The following is a 17045-nucleotide window of genomic DNA, read 5'->3' on the forward strand; positions in this document are numbered from 1 at the left end:
ACGGCACAGCCAAATTCACCGGGCCAGTTTTCCCGATGATGCTGTGTGGCATTTATATATTGTCCGGAGCCACCAGCAAAGAACTAGCATTGAAAATTGGTCTAGCAATTACTGTCATCGAATTACTCCTCACACCCATTGCCGGGTGGCAGAACTTTTGGAGCTACAACCTAATTTTGGGCTTTGTCATAGCCGTCATTCCAGAAAGATTAGTAACCGGAGTTGTGCGCGGTTCTCAACTGCAAACACCACAGCAACTACAGAAACAACTGCGGCACAAAGAACAATCGCTGATCAAGAAACAGCAAACATCACCGCAGACACTACCAAGACTAGAAATCGCAGATATTCAACTACCCGATGATTTAGCACCATTATCATTTATGTTCTTGGGTTCCCCTGGCTCCGGCAAGACCCAAGCCATTTTGAAAATGCTTTCAACTATGCGTTCTCGCCCAGATTACCGCGTTATCTGCTTAGACCGCTCCGGCGAAATTCTAGAAAAATTCGGTGATGACAATACATTAATCTACAACCCCAGAGACAGCAGAACAATTCATTGGAGCCACCGCAGTGAAGGCATGGAATTTGAAACCATTGCCGCCGGCTTAATTCCTCCTAGTCCAGAAGGCAAAGACCCATTTTGGAATGAAGCTGCCAAAGGGCTATTGTCTGACTTATACGCCAAAACATCTACCAACGCCGAAGTTTGGCAGATGATAGCACTTAAACCCATACAAGAATTAAAAAACCTGCTCACTGGCACACTCAGCGCCACATATTTAGAAGCAGAAAACACCGCCGCCGGCATTAAAAGTTCAGCCATTAACTATCTGCGATTTTACAAAGTCCTTGCTGATCATCAAACCACAGCAGACTTTTCTTGGAGTCGCTGGGGCAAAGAAGATGATAATCGATGGATATTCCTGCCCATCTTTGAAAACGAAGCCGAACTGTTTAAACCCCTGTACACAATGGCATTTTCATTAATGCTCAGGGGACTGTTGAGCAATGAAAACCACCACATCAAAACCGTGATTTGCATTGACGAACTCTCAGCCCTGGGTAAACTCGTCGGCTTAGAACGCTTGCTAGCAGAAGGACGAAAATTCTCTGGTATTGGAATGCTCGGTACTCAGCTGACAGGTCAAATCGCCAATATTTACGGCGAGTACGGAATGCAAACCATTCTCCAAGGTTGCTGTACCAAACTCATCCTCAATTGCCGCGACTATAGCACTGCGGAATTATGCTCCAGATTAATTGGTTCCCAGGAACGCCTAGAAACTACTGAAGGTAGAAGCGGTAACAGTTGGTTTAGTGAAACCCGCTCTGTTAACCAACACATAAGAGAAACGAGCGCTGTCTTACCCAGTGAACTGCAAGGACTGCCACCCTTAGAAGGATATCTCTTAATTGCTGATGGGACAAAACCTGCAAAAGTCAAAGTCACTCCAACAGCTTATCCTTTGAAAGCTTCGAGATTCGTAGACGCAGCAATTTGATAACTGGGAGGATGCAAACTATGTTTATTTCTCGTGCCCTGTTAGCCAAAGCTTGTATTCTGGGTTTATTGGTCGGTTGGGTAACTGAACTGCCCAAAAATTACTTTAATTCCCGTCAAGCCAAAATCCAAAATTTATTGTCACAAACTGATAGCAAACACCAAGCCTCACCAGCAGTAAGAGCCAGCGCAGAAATTGATTTGCTAAGACTTGCTGATATCAGTTCCAATAATGAAGCGATCTCTATTTATCAGCAGATACTAAAAGTTAATCCCAATTCAGCCAAAGCACATTTTCTCTTGGCTAAACTGCAATTATTTGGTTGGTACTATCAGGCTCGGAATCAGCCTGTAGGAACTACACTTAAGCAGAATGGGTTGAAGCATTTAAAAACAGCCACATATTTGTACCAAAAGCGGGGAGATACTGTAGCTGCGGCAAAGTTGGAGAAAGTATACAGTCAGGCGCAAAAGGAGACGAACCCAGTTAATTGGGTATTTCCAGAATGGCGCTACGTTGATGTAAAACTTTCAACGCAGTAAGAGGCGGGGTTAAGATGGCATATCGGCTCCATGCCCAATAGTTTTTTGTAGTGTTATTTCAAGGTTGCATTTCAAATTTAGTTTTTGATCCAAAAAACTTCCCGCAAAATTTTTGCGAACTGGTGGCCCATAGCAGCTTCGTTACTTTTTCCCCAAATCCTTATCTCTGCCATTAGGATGCCATTCAAATGCCATTGGTTTACCTTGTATTTGACTTTTTTAAGAAATCCTTGTAAATACCTTTGTAAGTTTATAGACCCATGTCAAGCATAAAACTGCTTCTACGTCTGCAATGCCTTACTTCAATGCCACCATCGTGCTATGGCGTTGATGGAACAGACAACCTCTGCTACTGTAGTGCGACCACCTAAAGCAAAGATAATCGGTACTAGCTTCTCTATACCTTGTAACAACTCCTGGCGAGTACGGAGAGATAGCTCATGAAGTGTTTGTTGCCAAAGAGGGAAAAGTTGAGTTGTTGACATTTTTGACAAAGGGTAAGCCAAAGCCTTTAGGGCAGAAGCGTAAGAACTTTCATCTTTGATGGAGCGAGCCGCTGCTAATGCTTCGGGCATTAACGCTTCTGGTAGTTTGTCGGCTAAGGCTTTCAAGGCAGAAGCACGAGAACTTTCATCTTTGATGGAGCGAGCCGTTGCTAATGCTTCAGGCATTAACGCTTCTGGTAGTTTGTCGGCTAAGGCTTTCAAGACAGAAGCACGAGAACTCTCATCTCTGATGGAGCGAGCTGCTGCTAATGCTTCGGGCATCAACGCTTCTGGTAGTTTGTCGGCTAAGGCTTTCAAGACAGAAGCACGAGAACTCTCATCTGCGATGGAGCGAGCCGCTGCTAGCACTTCCGACAATGCCATTGGCTGTTTGTCGGTTAAAGCACTTAAGGCAGGAACAAGAGAACTCTCATCTGTGATGGAGCGAACTGCTGCTAGTGCTTCCGGCATTAACGCCTTTGGCAGCTTATTAGCTAAGGCTCTCAAGGCAGAAGCACGATACTCCTCATTTACAATAGAGCGAGCCGTTATCAATGCTTCTGGTATTAATATCTCTGGTAGTTTGCCAACTAAAGCATTCAAAGCAGAAACACGAGAACTCTCATCTGCGATGGAGCGAACTGCTGCTAGTGCTTCCGGCATTAACGTTTCTGGCAGCTTATTAGCTAAAGCGCTTAAAGCAGAAGCACGATACTCCTCATTTACAATAGAGCGAGCCGTCATCAATACTTCTGGTATTAATATCTCTGGTAGTTTGCCAACTAAAGCATTCAAAGCAGAAACACGAGAACTCTCATCTTTGATAGAGCGAGCCGCTACTAGTGCTTCCGGTATTAACGCCTCTGGCAGCTTATTAGCTAAAGCGCTCAAAGCAGAAGCACGAGAACTCTCATCTGCGATGGAGCGAACTGCTGCTAGTGCTTCCGGTATTAACGCCTCTGGCAGCTTATTAGCTAAAGCGCTTAAAGCAGAGGCACGATACTCCTCTTTTATAATAGAGCGAGCCGTCATCAATGCTTTTGGTATTAATATCTCTGGTAGTTTGCTAACTAAAGCATTCAAAGCCGCAACACGAGAACTCTCATCTTTGATGGAGCGAGCCGCTGCTAGTGCTTCCGGTATTAACGCCTCTGGCAGCTTATTAGCTAAATCACTTAAGGTAGAAGCACGAAAACTTTCATCTACAATTGAGCGAGCAGCCGTCGCTAGCATCTCCGGCAGTGCCTCTGGCAATTTGTCAGCCAAGGTATTCAGGACAGGAGCAAGAAACCACCCGGATTGAATTGTTTTAGCAGCAGTGAGAGCGTCTGGTAATAACTCAGGCGGTAGTTTCTCTACTAAGGCACTCAAGGCAGAAGCACGATATTGCTCAGACTGAATTGACCTCACAGCCGCCAGTGCTTCTGGCAAGACCTCTCTTGGTAGTTTCTCTACTAAGGCACTCAAGGCAGAAGCACGATATTGCTCAGACTGAATTGACCTCACAGCCGCCAGTACTTCTGGCAGCACCTCTGGTAACTTGTCAGCCAATGCACTTAAAGTATTGATACGATACTCTTCATCTGAAATGGAATATGCCATTGCTAACGCTTGCTGTAACGCGTCTGGCAACCTGTCAGCTAAGGTACTTAGGGCAGAAACGCGATATTCTTTATTTATAATGGAGCGAGCTGTCATTAATGCTTGGGGTATTAATGCTTCTGGTAATTTGTCTACTAAAGCACTCAAAGCTTTAGTGCGATATTGTTCATCTGAAATGGAACGAGCAATCTCCAGTGCTTGAGACATTAATTCTGGTGACAATTTGTCTACTAAAACACTCAAAGCTTTAGTACGATATTGTTCATCTGAAATGGAACGAGCAATCTCCAGTGCTTGAGACATTAATTCTGGTGACAATTTGTCTACTAAAACACTCAAAGCTTTAGTGCGATATTGTTCATCTGAAATGGAACGAGCAATCTCCAGTGCTTGAGACATTAATTCTGGTGACAATTTGTCTATTAAAACACTCAAAGCTTTAGTGCGATATTGTTCATCTGAAATGGAACGAGCAATCTCCAGTGCTTGAGACATTAATTCTGGTGACAATTTGTCTACTAAAACACTCAAAGCTTTAGTGCGATATTGTTCATCTGAAATGGAACGAGCAATCTCCAGTGCTTGAGACATTAATTCTGGTGACAATTTGTCTACTAAAACAGTTAAAATATCGATGCGATCTTTTTCATCGTTAATAGTCTTAACAGCAGTAAAAGCTTGTTGCCACGCTTGTGCTTTTAGGCTTATTGGTAAATAATTTACTATCTTTATAAGTACAATAACCTTCTTTTGTGGGTTTGGAATTAAATCAGCATAAGCTAATCCTTGTTCAGGTATCCATACTTTATTTTTAACAAGTACAATCAATAAATCTTCTGATAGATTGGCAGCCAAGCTATTTAATGAAGCTGTAATTAGAGCATAACGGCATTGTAAACCAACAACTTTAGGTAGTGTTGCTTCAGCCCAAGATGTTTCTGCTAATTCCCAAGCTTTGGAAATATCAGCTAAATAACCAGCAGTTTGTCCTAATTTTTCTCGAACTTCATACCAGCCATTACCTCCTTGTAAAGACTCCTCTTGCAGTAGTTTATGAATTGCCTCTATCTGTCCAGCCTTTTCAAAATGCCAAACTAAACGCTGATGAATGTAACCATCATTAGGCAAGGTATGCCATAAATTATTTTGGGTTTTCTGCCGATATTTCTCCAACAAAGCAGCGTGAGCATCAGTAAGATTTAAACCTAACCCTGGCAAATCTCCTATCCGCCTTGGCTGTGGCGCAGCAGTTAACAAATTACAGGCTAAATCATGGAATAAGTCATGTAAGCGATAGCTAGGCGTACCATCAGCAAGGGGTACTCCTGTTAATAACAATGCCTTATTCCGTAAATATTGCAATATCTTGGCAGCATCACGCTCATCCATTGCCCACAGCGTCGCCGCCATCATCTTATTAATATTGACATCCTCCGGCAACACCCCCAACCAAGCAAAATGCTGCTGCTTTTCTGGTGGCATTCGCTTGACACTCAAATTTAATGATGCTGTTAAACTCAAGCGTTTTAAACTCGCTTCATCGGTAATTTCTTGGGCTTCCGGTCTGTCAAAACTTCTTAATATGGCTACTTCTTGCCGAATATCCGCCAATAGTTCATCCCAAGTCGTACCACTAGCAACTTCGGTGGCTGCAAGTTCCAAGGCTAGGGGGAGATAACCAACACCTTTGGCTAAATTTTCTGCTGAGTGACGTTCTGCACCTGTAATTTCGCGTCTTAATTTCTTCGTCAGCAATGCCATAGCCTGACTTGGTTTCATGATATCCAGGCTGTAGGTGCTGGCTGCTAAAGCATCAGCAATTGCCCCTTCACGAGTTGTTACTAAAACCTGACACCGCACCCCACCCACATTAAACGCTTGTGCATCTTGCGTATTCCAAGCATCATCCACCACCAGCAACACAGCTTTGTCATAAAGCAGCGTCCGTAAATGATTAGTAGTTGCTTCTACACTGGTAGGTTTAAAGCTATAGTCTCCTAATGCTTGCACCCAACCATTTAGTAAAGACAGCACATCAGGCTGTTGACCTAATGTAGCCCACAAAATCCCATCACAAAACCGAGTTTGGACTTCTGCATCTACTGCTAAAGCTGCGGCTAAGGTCGATTTACCTACAGAACCCAAACCGTAAATCGCCGTAATTACCAAAGTGCGATTATCCTCTGTGAGGAGACGAGTCTTTAAATCATCGCTGTATTCTGGGCGTTCAACAAAGTGTGCAGGTAGCGGTGGCGCTTGAAATATCGCCAGTTTAGTTTGGGGTACAACAGTAGCACTCCTATCTTTGGTGAAATGAGCTTCTAGTTGTTGAGATTTCTTTGGTCTGTTACTTTCCCATACCTTATCAAACTGTTTCAGGTTCTCTTCCCTATCCCTTGACCATAGCTTTAAACTAAAGTGCCACTCATCAACACCCTTGGTATGAATCCGGTTATCTTCGAGAATTTTGACAAAATCCTTGAGTAAGTTCAGCGCTTCTCGAATTTGCGTTTTAGTTAACTTACCTGGATCTTTGTCTTTTAGCGTCAACAACTCCAAAGTCACCAGAGTTGTTTTCATAGTCAGCTTGGGGTTAGCACTGTCTTGTTCTTTCCAGTGGTACTCAATATTAAATTTATCTTCCCCAAATTCCCCATCTGCAAAACAAAGCAACGCCTCTAATAGACGCTTAACTCGCTTTTTAGGTTGAGTCCCGTAAGTAGTTCGCGGCATTTACTTATATCGATGACCTTGTAACAAGATTTATGTTTGGGGTAGTTTTCTGGAAAAGACTCTTTTACAAAGTTTGGGTTTGGGGTACATTAATTCTAGCTTAATATTTGAAAACATTATATTTAAAGGCTTTTGCACTACAATTTATAGCTCTTAAATTTACTACCCTAAACTTGATTATGGGTAGTACCCCAAATTTATCTTATTAGATACTAGAGGTGAAAAATAAAAAATGCCCCAAAGGCTCGCAACCTAGAGGCAAAACAAAAATGGCTAAATTGGACAATTGACTACTTGGCTAAAAGTACTATTGCTAGCACTAGCAGATGGGACATTAACAACAGAGCTAAGTAAACCTCCATAACTAAATCACCTCCTGTGTGTCCTCTCCTATAGATTCTGGGAGTGGGACTAAATCTTTTTTAGCACAAAGATGCTGTAGCGAATTTATGATTTGCTACTTCTTTGTCATTAAATTTTAACAATTTAGTACTCTGGCTATATTTCTGTGGATTGTAACGTGCCTTCTGCCCGACTCTGCTAATGCCAATTTATTGATCGCTACGAATACGGGTATTTTTATAGCAGGAGTGGTAAGCGAAGGAGTCATTTACTGCGTAATTCTCAGCAAAAGAAGGACGCAGGGATACAATTTGAATAATGATTAGTTTGGGCGATCGCAAACTATCTATTAAATTTTGTCCCGGCTTTTCTGCCTTTCCACCAACGCTTCTATCAACGCCCCAGGGTCAGAGTTGATTTCTTCTAATAATCGCACTAAGGCTTCCTCTACAATTACTTCCTTATAAGGGGCATTAGTTTTTCCTAGTTCCAACTGGAGTGTTAGGTGCAGCTTGTCTAGCCGATCCAGCACCTGTGAGTTGATTTGGAATGTAGATTTACGACAGATTGTTTTTTCAGATTTGGATTGTTGACTTGTTGACTTGTTAGCTTGTTGGCTGGCTGAATTGTTGTCTTGTGGACTTGCTATATGGACAGCTTGCTGACTTGTTAACTTCTCCTTGAGATTGTTGTCATCGGCTTTATCTTGTTCGCTTGTTGGCTTGTCAGCTTCCTGACTTGTTGGCTTGTCAGCTTCCTGAATGGTTGAATTGCTATCTTCCTGACTTGTTGATTTCTTCCGACGATTGTTAGTTTGAGAAGTAGAGGTCAACGGCTGTGCTTTATCTTGTTCACTTGTTGACAAGTCATCTTCCTGACTTGTTGACTTGTCAGCTTCCTGACTTGTCAAATTGCTGTCTTGCTGACTTGTTGACTTCTTCCGACGATTGTTGGTTTGAGAAGTAGGGGTCAACGGCTGTGCTTTATCTTGTTTACTTGTTGACAAGTCATCTTCCTGGCTTGTTGGCTTGTCAGCTTCCTGAATGGTTGAATTGCTATCTTCCTGACTTGTTGACTTTTTATCTGGTTGACTTGTTGACTTGCTAACTTGCTCAAATCCAGCCAAGACTTTATCCGTTGAGGATAGCGGGTCATTTTCGTCATTTAATCGGACACGTCGCTTTGCCATAGGTTTTTTTATGCCTTTACATTTCAGCAATCAAATTGGCTATCGCCCCATAGGGCTGCACTAGTTTTTTGTCGTTGGTATATATATGTATAGGTTCGCCGGCTAAGTTGGACTCGGAAAACTTGATGGACTTGGGAACGGGTTCAAAAATGCGTATGTCTTGCAGTCGTTTCTTGAGAGAGTCCAAGACATCTTGAGTCATCACCGTGTTTTCAGCCATTGTCGGCAGTACCCCCAATATTCTTAGTTGAGGATTGAGGCGTTTTTGCACGCTGGCTAATGTTTCCAGCAGTGCAGCCAGTCCTTTGAGTGCAAAAAATTGACACTGCACTGGAATCAAGACTACATCCGCAGCTGCTAAGGCATTAACCGTTAACAGTCCCAAAGAAGGTGGGCAATCAATCAAGATGTGCTGGTATTGCTTAAGTATGGGGGCCAGTTTCTCTTTGAGGATGTAAAAGTTACCCACCTTCATAAGAATTTCGGTTTCTCCTTTCGCAAGATTAATGTCGGCAGGTAATAGGCTAAGTCCGGATTTAGTCGCAACTACAGCATCAATGACTTCTGCTTGTTCTGTAATTACGTCATAGCAGCTAATCTGCTCGTCAGCCACTTCTACCCCTAAACCCGTAGTGAGGTTCCCTTGAGGGTCAAGGTCAATTGCGAGGACAGTACCCGAACAAGCCAGGATTCCTCCTAAACAGATGGTGGAGGTGGTTTTAGCTACACCTCCTTTTTGATTTGCTATCGCGATGATCATTGAATGAACAGCCAACCATGTTGCTTACGAGCTTACTGGCAAGCTATAAATATAGCAAGTTAGCTTCCTAACCAGTCAACAAGTTAGCTTGTCAGCAAGTCGAAAATTTTCTGTCCGTTATAGCATATATTGCAGTGGCTTTATTTTGTGCAAATTTAAAAGCTGTAAGTTCTTCAAAAAAAGCTACTGATGTTCAGTATTTAAACTAAACAGTTTATTCTGCCCCTGTGTCAGCCAGGCTGTATCTGCCCCTAATATAAATATAGATATCACCCATTCGTGAGAATCAACTATGACCGAAACCAAACCCAGCCGCGTTACCCGCAGGGGAAGAATTTTTCCCCAAATCCAGTGGGCAGAAGAGAAAAAGCTTGCCAAGAAAACTTCTCAAGAAGAATTTTACCAACGCTGTAAGCCCATTTTTGATAGAGTCCAACCCGAACTAATTAAAACTCACTACAACTGGTACATGGCAGTCGAACCAGAAAGCCGCGAATATTTTGTTGATAAAGATGAGATGACTGCTATTAAAATGTCACGCCAAAAACACCCAAACTGTCCCGTTTTCGTCTTTAAAATTAACGATACTGGAGTTGCTGGGACAATATGATATCAGGAAGGTTTGGTGATGGGGAGGAGTTGATTTTTGAAATCGAATTGATTGCCGCCAATGGATTTGAATTACCAATTGATGTGGTTTTAGATACAGGATTTTCAGATTGGTTAGCCATTGATCAGCAGGACTTGGAAGGGTTTGATTGGGAATATTTAGGCGAACGTTCGATGTTGATGGCAAGAGGTGTATCTAACTTTGATATTTATGCAGGCCTTGTCAGAATTGATGGAGAGATTTTTGATATTCCTGTTTATGCTGGTGATGGAGTGCCAGAAGTTTTACTCGGTCGTCAATGGCTGACTAATCGTAGGTTAGTCGTAGATATGCCATCAGGTATTTTAACCTTGGGAAATTGACATCAAACAATAATAATTAATTAAAACTGAAATTAACGGTAAATAGATATAAAAATATTTCTCCCCTAGCTGTCTTCAGTTAAACAACGCTCAATATCAATATTTACCCCCTAGATTATTGATTTAAAGAACTTTAATTAAATCTTAGTTGCCTCAAAACAGGTCAGCCAGCGTATCAGTGATAGTAGCTTGAAACTCCTGTTTTTTACGGTTATCGTCATACTTCAGCACAGTATTAATATTCGCGTGCCTACTAAACTTCTGCACCTTTTGGTAATCACCCTCAAACACCTCTGTAGCTTTGGTAATCGCACTATGCCGAATCCGGTGCGGCGACATCTTCTTAGGAATACCAGCCTCTTGCGCCAAAGTATCCACCAACTTGCGAATAAATTCCCCAGTCAACCGCTTCCCCTTATAATGTTCCACCAGCGCCACAAACAGTGGTTCATTTAATTTAGCTTTAGTCCGCCTGCTAGCAATCAACCAATCAGTAATCGCCGCTATAGTTTTGCGACTGAGTTTAATAGTTTCCTTTTGCGTCCCCCGCCCCTTACCCAAAATAGAAATCGTCCCCCCACTGGCGTTAAAATCGCCGATATTCATCTGGCAGATTTCATTGCGCCGCAGGGCATTGTCCCACAACAACCGCATAATGGCATAATCGCGCTTCCCCATGACAGTGCTAGTATCAATCAGCTGCATCATGCTAGCGATCGCCTCCGGTGCTACACCGCTGGTATCTCGATAAGCCTTAACTTTTTCCGCCCCCACATCATCCAGCACAAAATTACACACCCCCAACACCCTCCCCACCTGCACCAGCGACTTAATTGCCGATAACCGCCGGTTCACCGTCGCCTCCGACAGTCCTTTATTCATCAGGCTTTCTTTATACTGACTGACAATATTAATTGCTTGGACTTGCTCCAACTTGAGAAACTGTGCTACCACAGAAGGCGTAGGCGGTTGATGGGCCACATAATCAAAAAAATCCCGCAAATCCCTAGCATAAGCTCTTTGAGTATTAGGCGATCGCTTCCCCAATAACAACCGCGCCATCACATCCGGTGCTGTGGATAACGTCGCCGAGTCCAACGGCACAAGCGTATTGTCTCCCCTGAGTATTTCCCCTTCAATGATGGTGACAGTATCCATAGTTTCCACGGACTGAGTACAGTTGCCAAAAGCTCCATTATCGCAACTTTGCACTCTTACCGGATACCATGTCAATCCCTGACTAGACAATCATGTAGATAGGGTTCATCACATCAAATATTTTGTAATGGTCAAGTTGTTCGCTGTTGCTATCAAGCGCGTGATATCAACGCATCAACGCTGCCCAGCAGCAGCCCCAGTTCCAGATTTTCACACTCAGTAGTCTGCACCAATGTCTACACAGCAGTCTATACCGGGACAAAACTTTTTACAATCAGCTTGCCCCTAATAACAACCTCGCTAGTTTAACCCCTTTTCGTTTTCCAGATCCCGTAAAAAGTCAGGGTTATACATCAGCGTGTAGATTGTACCGTATTTAACAACCTAAACCCCTCACTCTCCTGTTTCTTGAAAAAATACCGAATTAAAACGACTTGATGAGAGTAACTGTTTTGTTGCCAGCCACATAAAAGGTGGAATTGTGGTGAGATAACGACTCCAGAGGCGAAGTGGTTCTTGAATCCAGCGATAAAGCCACTCAAATCCTAATTCTCTAATTATGCGTGGTGCGCGCTTATGGATTCCAGCGTAAACGGGGAAAACTCCACCAACTCCAATCATTACAGCCTGGATTTTACCTTTATGCTGGGCCATCCAGTGTTCCTGTTTTGGACATCCTAAAGATACAAATACTAGGCCAGCACCACTTTTATTGATTTTATTGATCAAATCTGCGTCTTCAGTTTCCGTCAGCGGACGGAAGGGTAAAGGTTCCATCGCTGCTATTTTCAGCTTGGGAAATTCTTGTTCTAGACTTTTCCGCATTCTAGCAAGGATTTCTGTTTGCGAACCGAGAAAGAAAACACTGACATTTTGTATTTGAGCTAGCCTACACAATGCTTGTAAGATATCCATCCCGCCTACACGATCTTGAGAAGGCGCACCCATCCGCCGCATCATCCAAACTACGGGCATCCCATCTGGAGTGACAAAATCTGCATTTTTTAAGACATTAGCAAACTCTGAATTCCCATGAGCCTCCATGAGCATGTGGACATTAGCTATGCAGACTGTTCTACTTTCGCGTGCGATCATCCATTTCCGCAGTGTTTGGATCTGATCTTCAAAAGTTAAAGCAGTAATGGGAAAATCAAGTACTTTTATAGTAGGAGGTTCAGATATACTTGGAGTAATGTTTTTATGCCATTTTTCTAGATATTTTATCTGTAAGGAAGCCCAAATCAGGAGCATAAATCTAAATATAGTTAAAACAATACATAAGATTGCAGAGACTTCTTTCGCTCTTAATTTGTAATAAGCTTCCCATACATCTCCCAAAGCTTCATCTCTTATAGATTCAGCCAATAAAGGACTAATTAATTGAGCAATAAACTTGAGAATTAGCATATTTACATTAAAATCTATTGAGATTTTTTTCAATATCTTGAATAAAAATTATTGTAGGGATGTAGGAAAAACTTGTTCTCGTAAACGTAACTTTTGGCGAAAATTCTCAATATGAGATAATGCTTGGATACCTAACTCAGTAATCTTATAGTATTTACGTCGATGTCCACCTCTTTCAGGTAGATGAGTCTCGCCTAAATCTTCTTCTATCAGCCCTCTTATCTTAAGCTTATAAAGCGTAGGATATAAGCTTCCAAAATTTAATTGTTTTCTTCCCTCACTAGCAGAACTTACAATTTCAATTATTTCTGTTCCATAGCATTTGCCTGAAGAGAGAATAGTTAGTACAACTTCTTCTAAAGAGTTAATTTCTACATCAAGAAACTTTTGCTTTACATCATATTGCATAATTTTATATTAAATAATTATTTTTTTATATATTTTATTGTTTTATGTATATAATCCTCCGGCTAAATTACTGCTAAGTATACTGATTCTAACCTTGTTTAGGCAGAGTTTATATGGCTCTTGCTTTTTTTTAAATTCTATATTGTAGCTAACCACTAAAATAACTCTGAAACTCAACAAACAAATTTCAGCATAAATACAACAAACATTGTAATCTCTACAATATCAAAATTATTATCATTTTTTTGATATACAACAATGCTAAAAAAATGTATAATTCTTTCTTTTAAAGAAAAACATTTTCTTATATCATTTTTTTAATATTATTTGATTGATATAATTCCTTTTGAGAAAATAGTAGGATTCTTGAGAGCTAAAGAAAGGTAGTTTTGGCTATTCTTCTATATTAAAATTAGTAGAATTTATTTTATGTAATAACACTAATACCTGAAATGGAACTATCAAAAATACTATCCATAGTTTATGTGAAACCTTATGTCATATCTCATTAAAAAGTTCCGAGAGCAAATTTAGGAACCTCAATTTCTGAACAAGAAATAAATCGATAATCTTTTAGTTACCCTAAAGGAGGGATTAGTTTACCATGTCTAAGTTTAAATTAATTTTTGCTTTAATAACAGTACTTGCCGCTACAGCAATACTCACAACATCTAGTTGCGGTGGTTCGGCAAACCTCAAGCTATTCCCTCCTGAGTTTCACTTCAACAAGAATAATTGTTCGCCAAAATAAAAATTTTCATTGCGGGTCGTGGTTCTCTTAATACTGTTGTCCCTAGTGACAGCCTCGCTAGATCCACGCCATCAACTGTGACATCAGAATTACTTCAACCTCACTACCTCGTCTTGCCCCGACGAACTGGGAGACGCAACGCTTAGAGCGGGTGGTGTGGGGGACGGGCAACAATTTACTCATGGAGTGGCCAAAACTCAGCAGCCCGCCCCCCACACTCCGCTGTCGCCACCCGCTCTACTCCCAGTTCTTGACAGCTAAAAAATGTTTTGATCACGATTCATCAAAATCAATCGGTTGACCGTTAAAATGCTTGTGAATACTTAGAGGAGTCAACCAACTAGGAATTGTCACCTTTTTATCTACTTCAGCATCGCCATCAGAATTATTTAACCCGTTAACTATTGCAACTTTCAAAGGTGTTTTACCATCAACAGTTTTGCGGTCAATTTGAATAGTACCTCTGCTTCTACCCTTAGCTGTTCCATCACTGCCACCAACAGCAGTATTAGTAAAAAAATGGGCAATACACACTAACCTTTCTTCAGCCTTTCTAGGGTCACTCAGAGATGCTTTAACAAACTTTTTAGCAGGTTCCTTAGTGATATCTGACTCAGAATAGTTCGTAAATTCATCAACTAATAACTGTTGCGGTTGCTTGTCAGGCTGATTATTAATTCTATCTAACCAACGCTCGCGAGCATCATCAAAAGCTTGTCCAATCTCTTCTTCTGTTTTAGCTATTAACTGAGGGCTTAAATACTTCCATGCGTTTCTTAAATTATCTCCGGCGTGTGCATCTATGAGCTGATACAACGGCATATCAAACAGATATTCTCTGAGCATCACAATCGAAGCGGCTAAAGTTGATTTACCACTTCCTGCTTCTCCTAGCACCCAAACAGGCTTTTGATTGTCGATAACCTTCCACAACCAGCCGTCCTCATGATTCTTAAGTGCTTCAATTAAATCACTGATGAGGCGCTGGTCAGTCAAAGGATGATGATCGCTGTTTGCGATCGCGCCCTTAGTCTTCCCCTCAATCTTGCCGCGTTCTTGCTCCGCCTTCGCTCTGTCCCTTAAATTCTCAGCAATCGTCTTATCCATCACAGAATGATTAACAGCACGGGCTTTCATGAAATCCTCAAGCTGGATACGTGCTTTAGCGCGTTCGTTTTCTGAGTCAGTCAGTCCCAGCGCTTTGCGTTCCTCTGTGTCCAGTCCTGACAGTCCATCCTTTAGGCGTTCAGTATAAAGCTGGGTTGAATGCTGCTTAACTTCACGTTTGTGCTTGTGTTGCTGCCAAATTGCATAGCCGCCAGTCTTCTCCAATTCCCCTAATTCATAATCCTTGCGCTTGAGGCGTTGTGAACGCACAAGCAAGCAACCGACAATACCCCATAGCCCCATAACTGTAACCGCACCACCCAACAACTGATTAGGGTTATCTGTTGGTAAATCACGCACCCATTGAATTGCATCACCCTTATAAGGAATCATGCTGCCATACAGCCCATAGCGTTGCCATTCTTCAGCCAGGACAAAACGCGGCTGGTTACAAAAACGTTTATCCAGCTTTATTTGACTTTGAACGCCGTTAGTTGACTTTGGGCAGAACTGAATCTGTGTCAAATCATAAGGCTGGCGTGTTTGCGAACTTGCTAGCCCGATGATTGCAGCTACACCACACACACCAGCCAGGGCTAACTCGACAACACCCTGTTTCATTGTTCATTCCCGCCCCTTAAAAATGATTGCAATGGAACCAATGAATAAAGCCAAGGCGACAGCAATGCTTACCCAAGGGTCGGATTGTGGATTTTGTTTTTCAATAGTTTGGATGTCTTGGTTAATCTGGCTGACTGTTTCTTTAGTTAAATGCTCAAAATATTGATAGTCTTTGACTGCTAACCAAGTTGTTACACCTGCACAGACTAAGCCAGCAGCAGTTTTTAGAAGATTTTGCATATTATCTACCTCTAGCCCATCACTGTTGTAATTAACTCTCAAGCCTGTTAGCCCAGCCAGAGAACCAACACTGCATATAGAAAACGAGAGCGAAATTGCCAGCCAGAAGTTAACGCCACCACCAGTTATTAATAGATATTTAGCGATAAAGAAGCCTGTTGAATTTAGCGACCAGCCAACAAAAAATCTCGTTAATTTTTCAGTGGTCTTGATAATATCTTGGCGGTGTTGCTTGCGAGAGGACAGGTGTTCTATTAAGTCTTTTGGTAAGGGTGTATCTGGAGCAATTTCGCTTATTACTTCTTCTTGCTCATCATCAATATCGTATGTCATGTTTGTATCGGAGTATTTCCAGAACCCGTCAGCAGTCACCTAAAGTTACTGACGGGTTTAGTTATTAAAAGCCTAATAAGGCTTCTTTGATTTTTTGTACGATTGAGCGCCCAGCATATTGCTTTTTCGGCTTGAAATCATCACGAGCGTTATCACCCATTTCTAGGTAATATTTACCCAGTTCTCTATCATGTTGCAGGTCAATTGTTTGTTGTCTAATATCTGTCTGTAATTCTGTCTGCAACATCTTATATTCACCATCAACCTGCATCATATGCTTATCTACCCAGGTTTTTAATCTGATGTGGTCTGTTGCTTGTTGATGACGTAGAGCTTCTTTATCCTGGGATGAAGCGAAATCAAGCTTCATCTCTTCGAGAATATTGGCTAGATGAGTGTCAGCTAAAATCGCTGACTGCACTGCTCTTTCAATCTTCTCGCCGCTGACACCAGCCTGTTTGTAGATGTCACTGAGGACTACATTTAAATCCTCAGTTCCTTTGATAGCAGCTAGCATCTGCTCTCTAACTTGTGGAGCGAATTCGCTAATTCTTGCGCCATCGTTACCCATTTGTCCTATGAGTTTGAGGGCTGTTTTATCACCTGTCAGCGCTCTAACTACTAAGTTAGTAGATGTGTTGAACTTAGTTTTTAACTGGCGTTCTAGGTGGCGCGATTTGGAAGTTACCTGATTCTTGAGAGGAATTGAATTTTTCACAGCGATATTCCTTTAGAGGGGTAAATATTTGATTGCAGTGATACTCCATTCGCCTTACATATTGCTCAATAGCTGATTTTCGTTGGAGATATTGCTGATATTGTTGATGCTCTTTTATTGGCAGATATAGCCAGTAATGTAAGGAGAAAATTACAGCAGCAGAAGCACTCAA

General features: G+C 41.8%; 14 protein-coding genes. 5 read left to right on the forward strand and 9 right to left on the reverse strand.

Going from position 1 to position 17045, the window contains the following annotated elements; genetic code table 11:
- Positions 1-38 precede the first annotated feature (38 nt).
- Both HG267_RS41030 and HG267_RS41035 read left to right on the forward strand, forming a co-directional pair.
- Positions 39-1505, forward strand: a complete 1467-nt coding sequence (locus HG267_RS41030; RefSeq protein ID WP_155539689.1) for a type IV secretion system DNA-binding domain-containing protein — start codon at positions 39-41, stop codon at positions 1503-1505.
- A gap of 20 nt (positions 1506-1525) precedes the next feature.
- Entirely contained in the window at positions 1526-2047 is a 522-nt protein-coding gene (locus HG267_RS41035; RefSeq protein ID WP_155539687.1) for a hypothetical protein, read from the forward strand.
- Between the two features lie 302 nt (positions 2048-2349).
- Here the strand turns inward: HG267_RS41035 and HG267_RS41040 are convergent, their stop codons facing one another.
- From HG267_RS41040 to HG267_RS41050, 3 genes are all read right to left on the reverse strand, one after another.
- Entirely contained in the window at positions 2350-6867 is a 4518-nt protein-coding gene (locus HG267_RS41040; RefSeq protein ID WP_263420187.1) for an NB-ARC domain-containing protein, read from the reverse strand.
- 691 nt (positions 6868-7558) lie between these two features.
- The gene (locus tag HG267_RS41045; RefSeq protein WP_045874878.1) at positions 7559-8398 is read right to left on the reverse strand and encodes a hypothetical protein; all 840 of its coding nucleotides are present in this window, start codon (positions 8396-8398) and stop codon (positions 7559-7561) included.
- Positions 8399-8414: 16 nt separating this feature from the next.
- Positions 8415-9158: a ParA family protein gene (locus tag HG267_RS41050; protein ID WP_045874879.1), complete on the reverse strand. Its 744-nt coding sequence runs from the start codon at positions 9156-9158 to the stop codon at positions 8415-8417.
- Positions 9159-9450: 292 nt separating this feature from the next.
- Between HG267_RS41050 and HG267_RS41055 the strand changes: the two genes are divergently transcribed.
- Together HG267_RS41055 and HG267_RS41060 are read left to right on the forward strand one after the other, a co-directional pair.
- Positions 9451-9768 carry a hypothetical protein gene (locus tag HG267_RS41055; protein ID WP_045874880.1) on the forward strand — a complete coding sequence of 106 codons (318 nt, stop codon included), beginning with the start codon at positions 9451-9453 and terminating at the stop codon, positions 9766-9768.
- Entirely contained in the window at positions 9765-10130 is a 366-nt protein-coding gene (locus HG267_RS41060) for an aspartyl protease (protein WP_045874881.1), read from the forward strand. The genes HG267_RS41055 and HG267_RS41060 overlap by 4 nt, the downstream gene beginning before the upstream one ends.
- Positions 10131-10283: 153 nt before the next feature.
- On the opposite strand, the gene HG267_RS41065 is transcribed toward HG267_RS41060, so the two are convergent.
- From HG267_RS41065 to HG267_RS41075, 3 genes are all read right to left on the reverse strand, one after another.
- Positions 10284-11288 (reverse strand): tyrosine-type recombinase/integrase, encoded by a 1005-nt coding sequence (locus HG267_RS41065; RefSeq protein WP_045874882.1) that lies wholly within the window; start codon positions 11286-11288, stop codon positions 10284-10286.
- Positions 11289-11681: 393 nt separating this feature from the next.
- Positions 11682-12539 carry a WecB/TagA/CpsF family glycosyltransferase gene (locus HG267_RS41070; RefSeq protein WP_081584187.1) on the reverse strand — a complete coding sequence of 286 codons (858 nt, stop codon included), beginning with the start codon at positions 12537-12539 and terminating at the stop codon, positions 11682-11684.
- A gap of 204 nt (positions 12540-12743) precedes the next feature.
- Positions 12744-13103, reverse strand: coding sequence for a PadR family transcriptional regulator (locus HG267_RS41075; RefSeq protein ID WP_045874883.1), 360 nt, complete (start codon positions 13101-13103; stop codon positions 12744-12746).
- A gap of 604 nt (positions 13104-13707) precedes the next feature.
- Between HG267_RS41075 and HG267_RS41080 the strand changes: the two genes are divergently transcribed.
- Positions 13708-13854, forward strand: a complete 147-nt coding sequence (locus tag HG267_RS41080; RefSeq protein WP_155539684.1) for a hypothetical protein — start codon at positions 13708-13710, stop codon at positions 13852-13854.
- Between the two features lie 273 nt (positions 13855-14127).
- On the opposite strand, the gene HG267_RS41085 is transcribed toward HG267_RS41080, so the two are convergent.
- The 3 genes from HG267_RS41085 to HG267_RS41095 all read right to left on the reverse strand — a co-directional run bounded on the left by HG267_RS41085 (position 14128) and on the right by HG267_RS41095 (position 16873).
- On the reverse strand, positions 14128-15582 hold the full coding sequence (locus HG267_RS41085; protein ID WP_052335484.1) for a hypothetical protein: 1455 nt from the start codon (positions 15580-15582) through the stop codon (positions 14128-14130).
- Between the two features lie 3 nt (positions 15583-15585).
- Positions 15586-16155 carry a hypothetical protein gene (locus tag HG267_RS41090; protein WP_045874884.1) on the reverse strand — a complete coding sequence of 190 codons (570 nt, stop codon included), beginning with the start codon at positions 16153-16155 and terminating at the stop codon, positions 15586-15588.
- Between the two features lie 64 nt (positions 16156-16219).
- Entirely contained in the window at positions 16220-16873 is a 654-nt protein-coding gene (locus tag HG267_RS41095) for a hypothetical protein (protein ID WP_045874885.1), read from the reverse strand.
- Positions 16874-17045 lie beyond the last annotated feature (172 nt).

The organism is Tolypothrix sp. PCC 7601, from assembly GCF_025677855.1.
Taxonomy (GTDB): Bacteria; Cyanobacteriota; Cyanobacteriia; order Cyanobacteriales; family Nostocaceae; genus Aulosira; species Aulosira diplosiphon.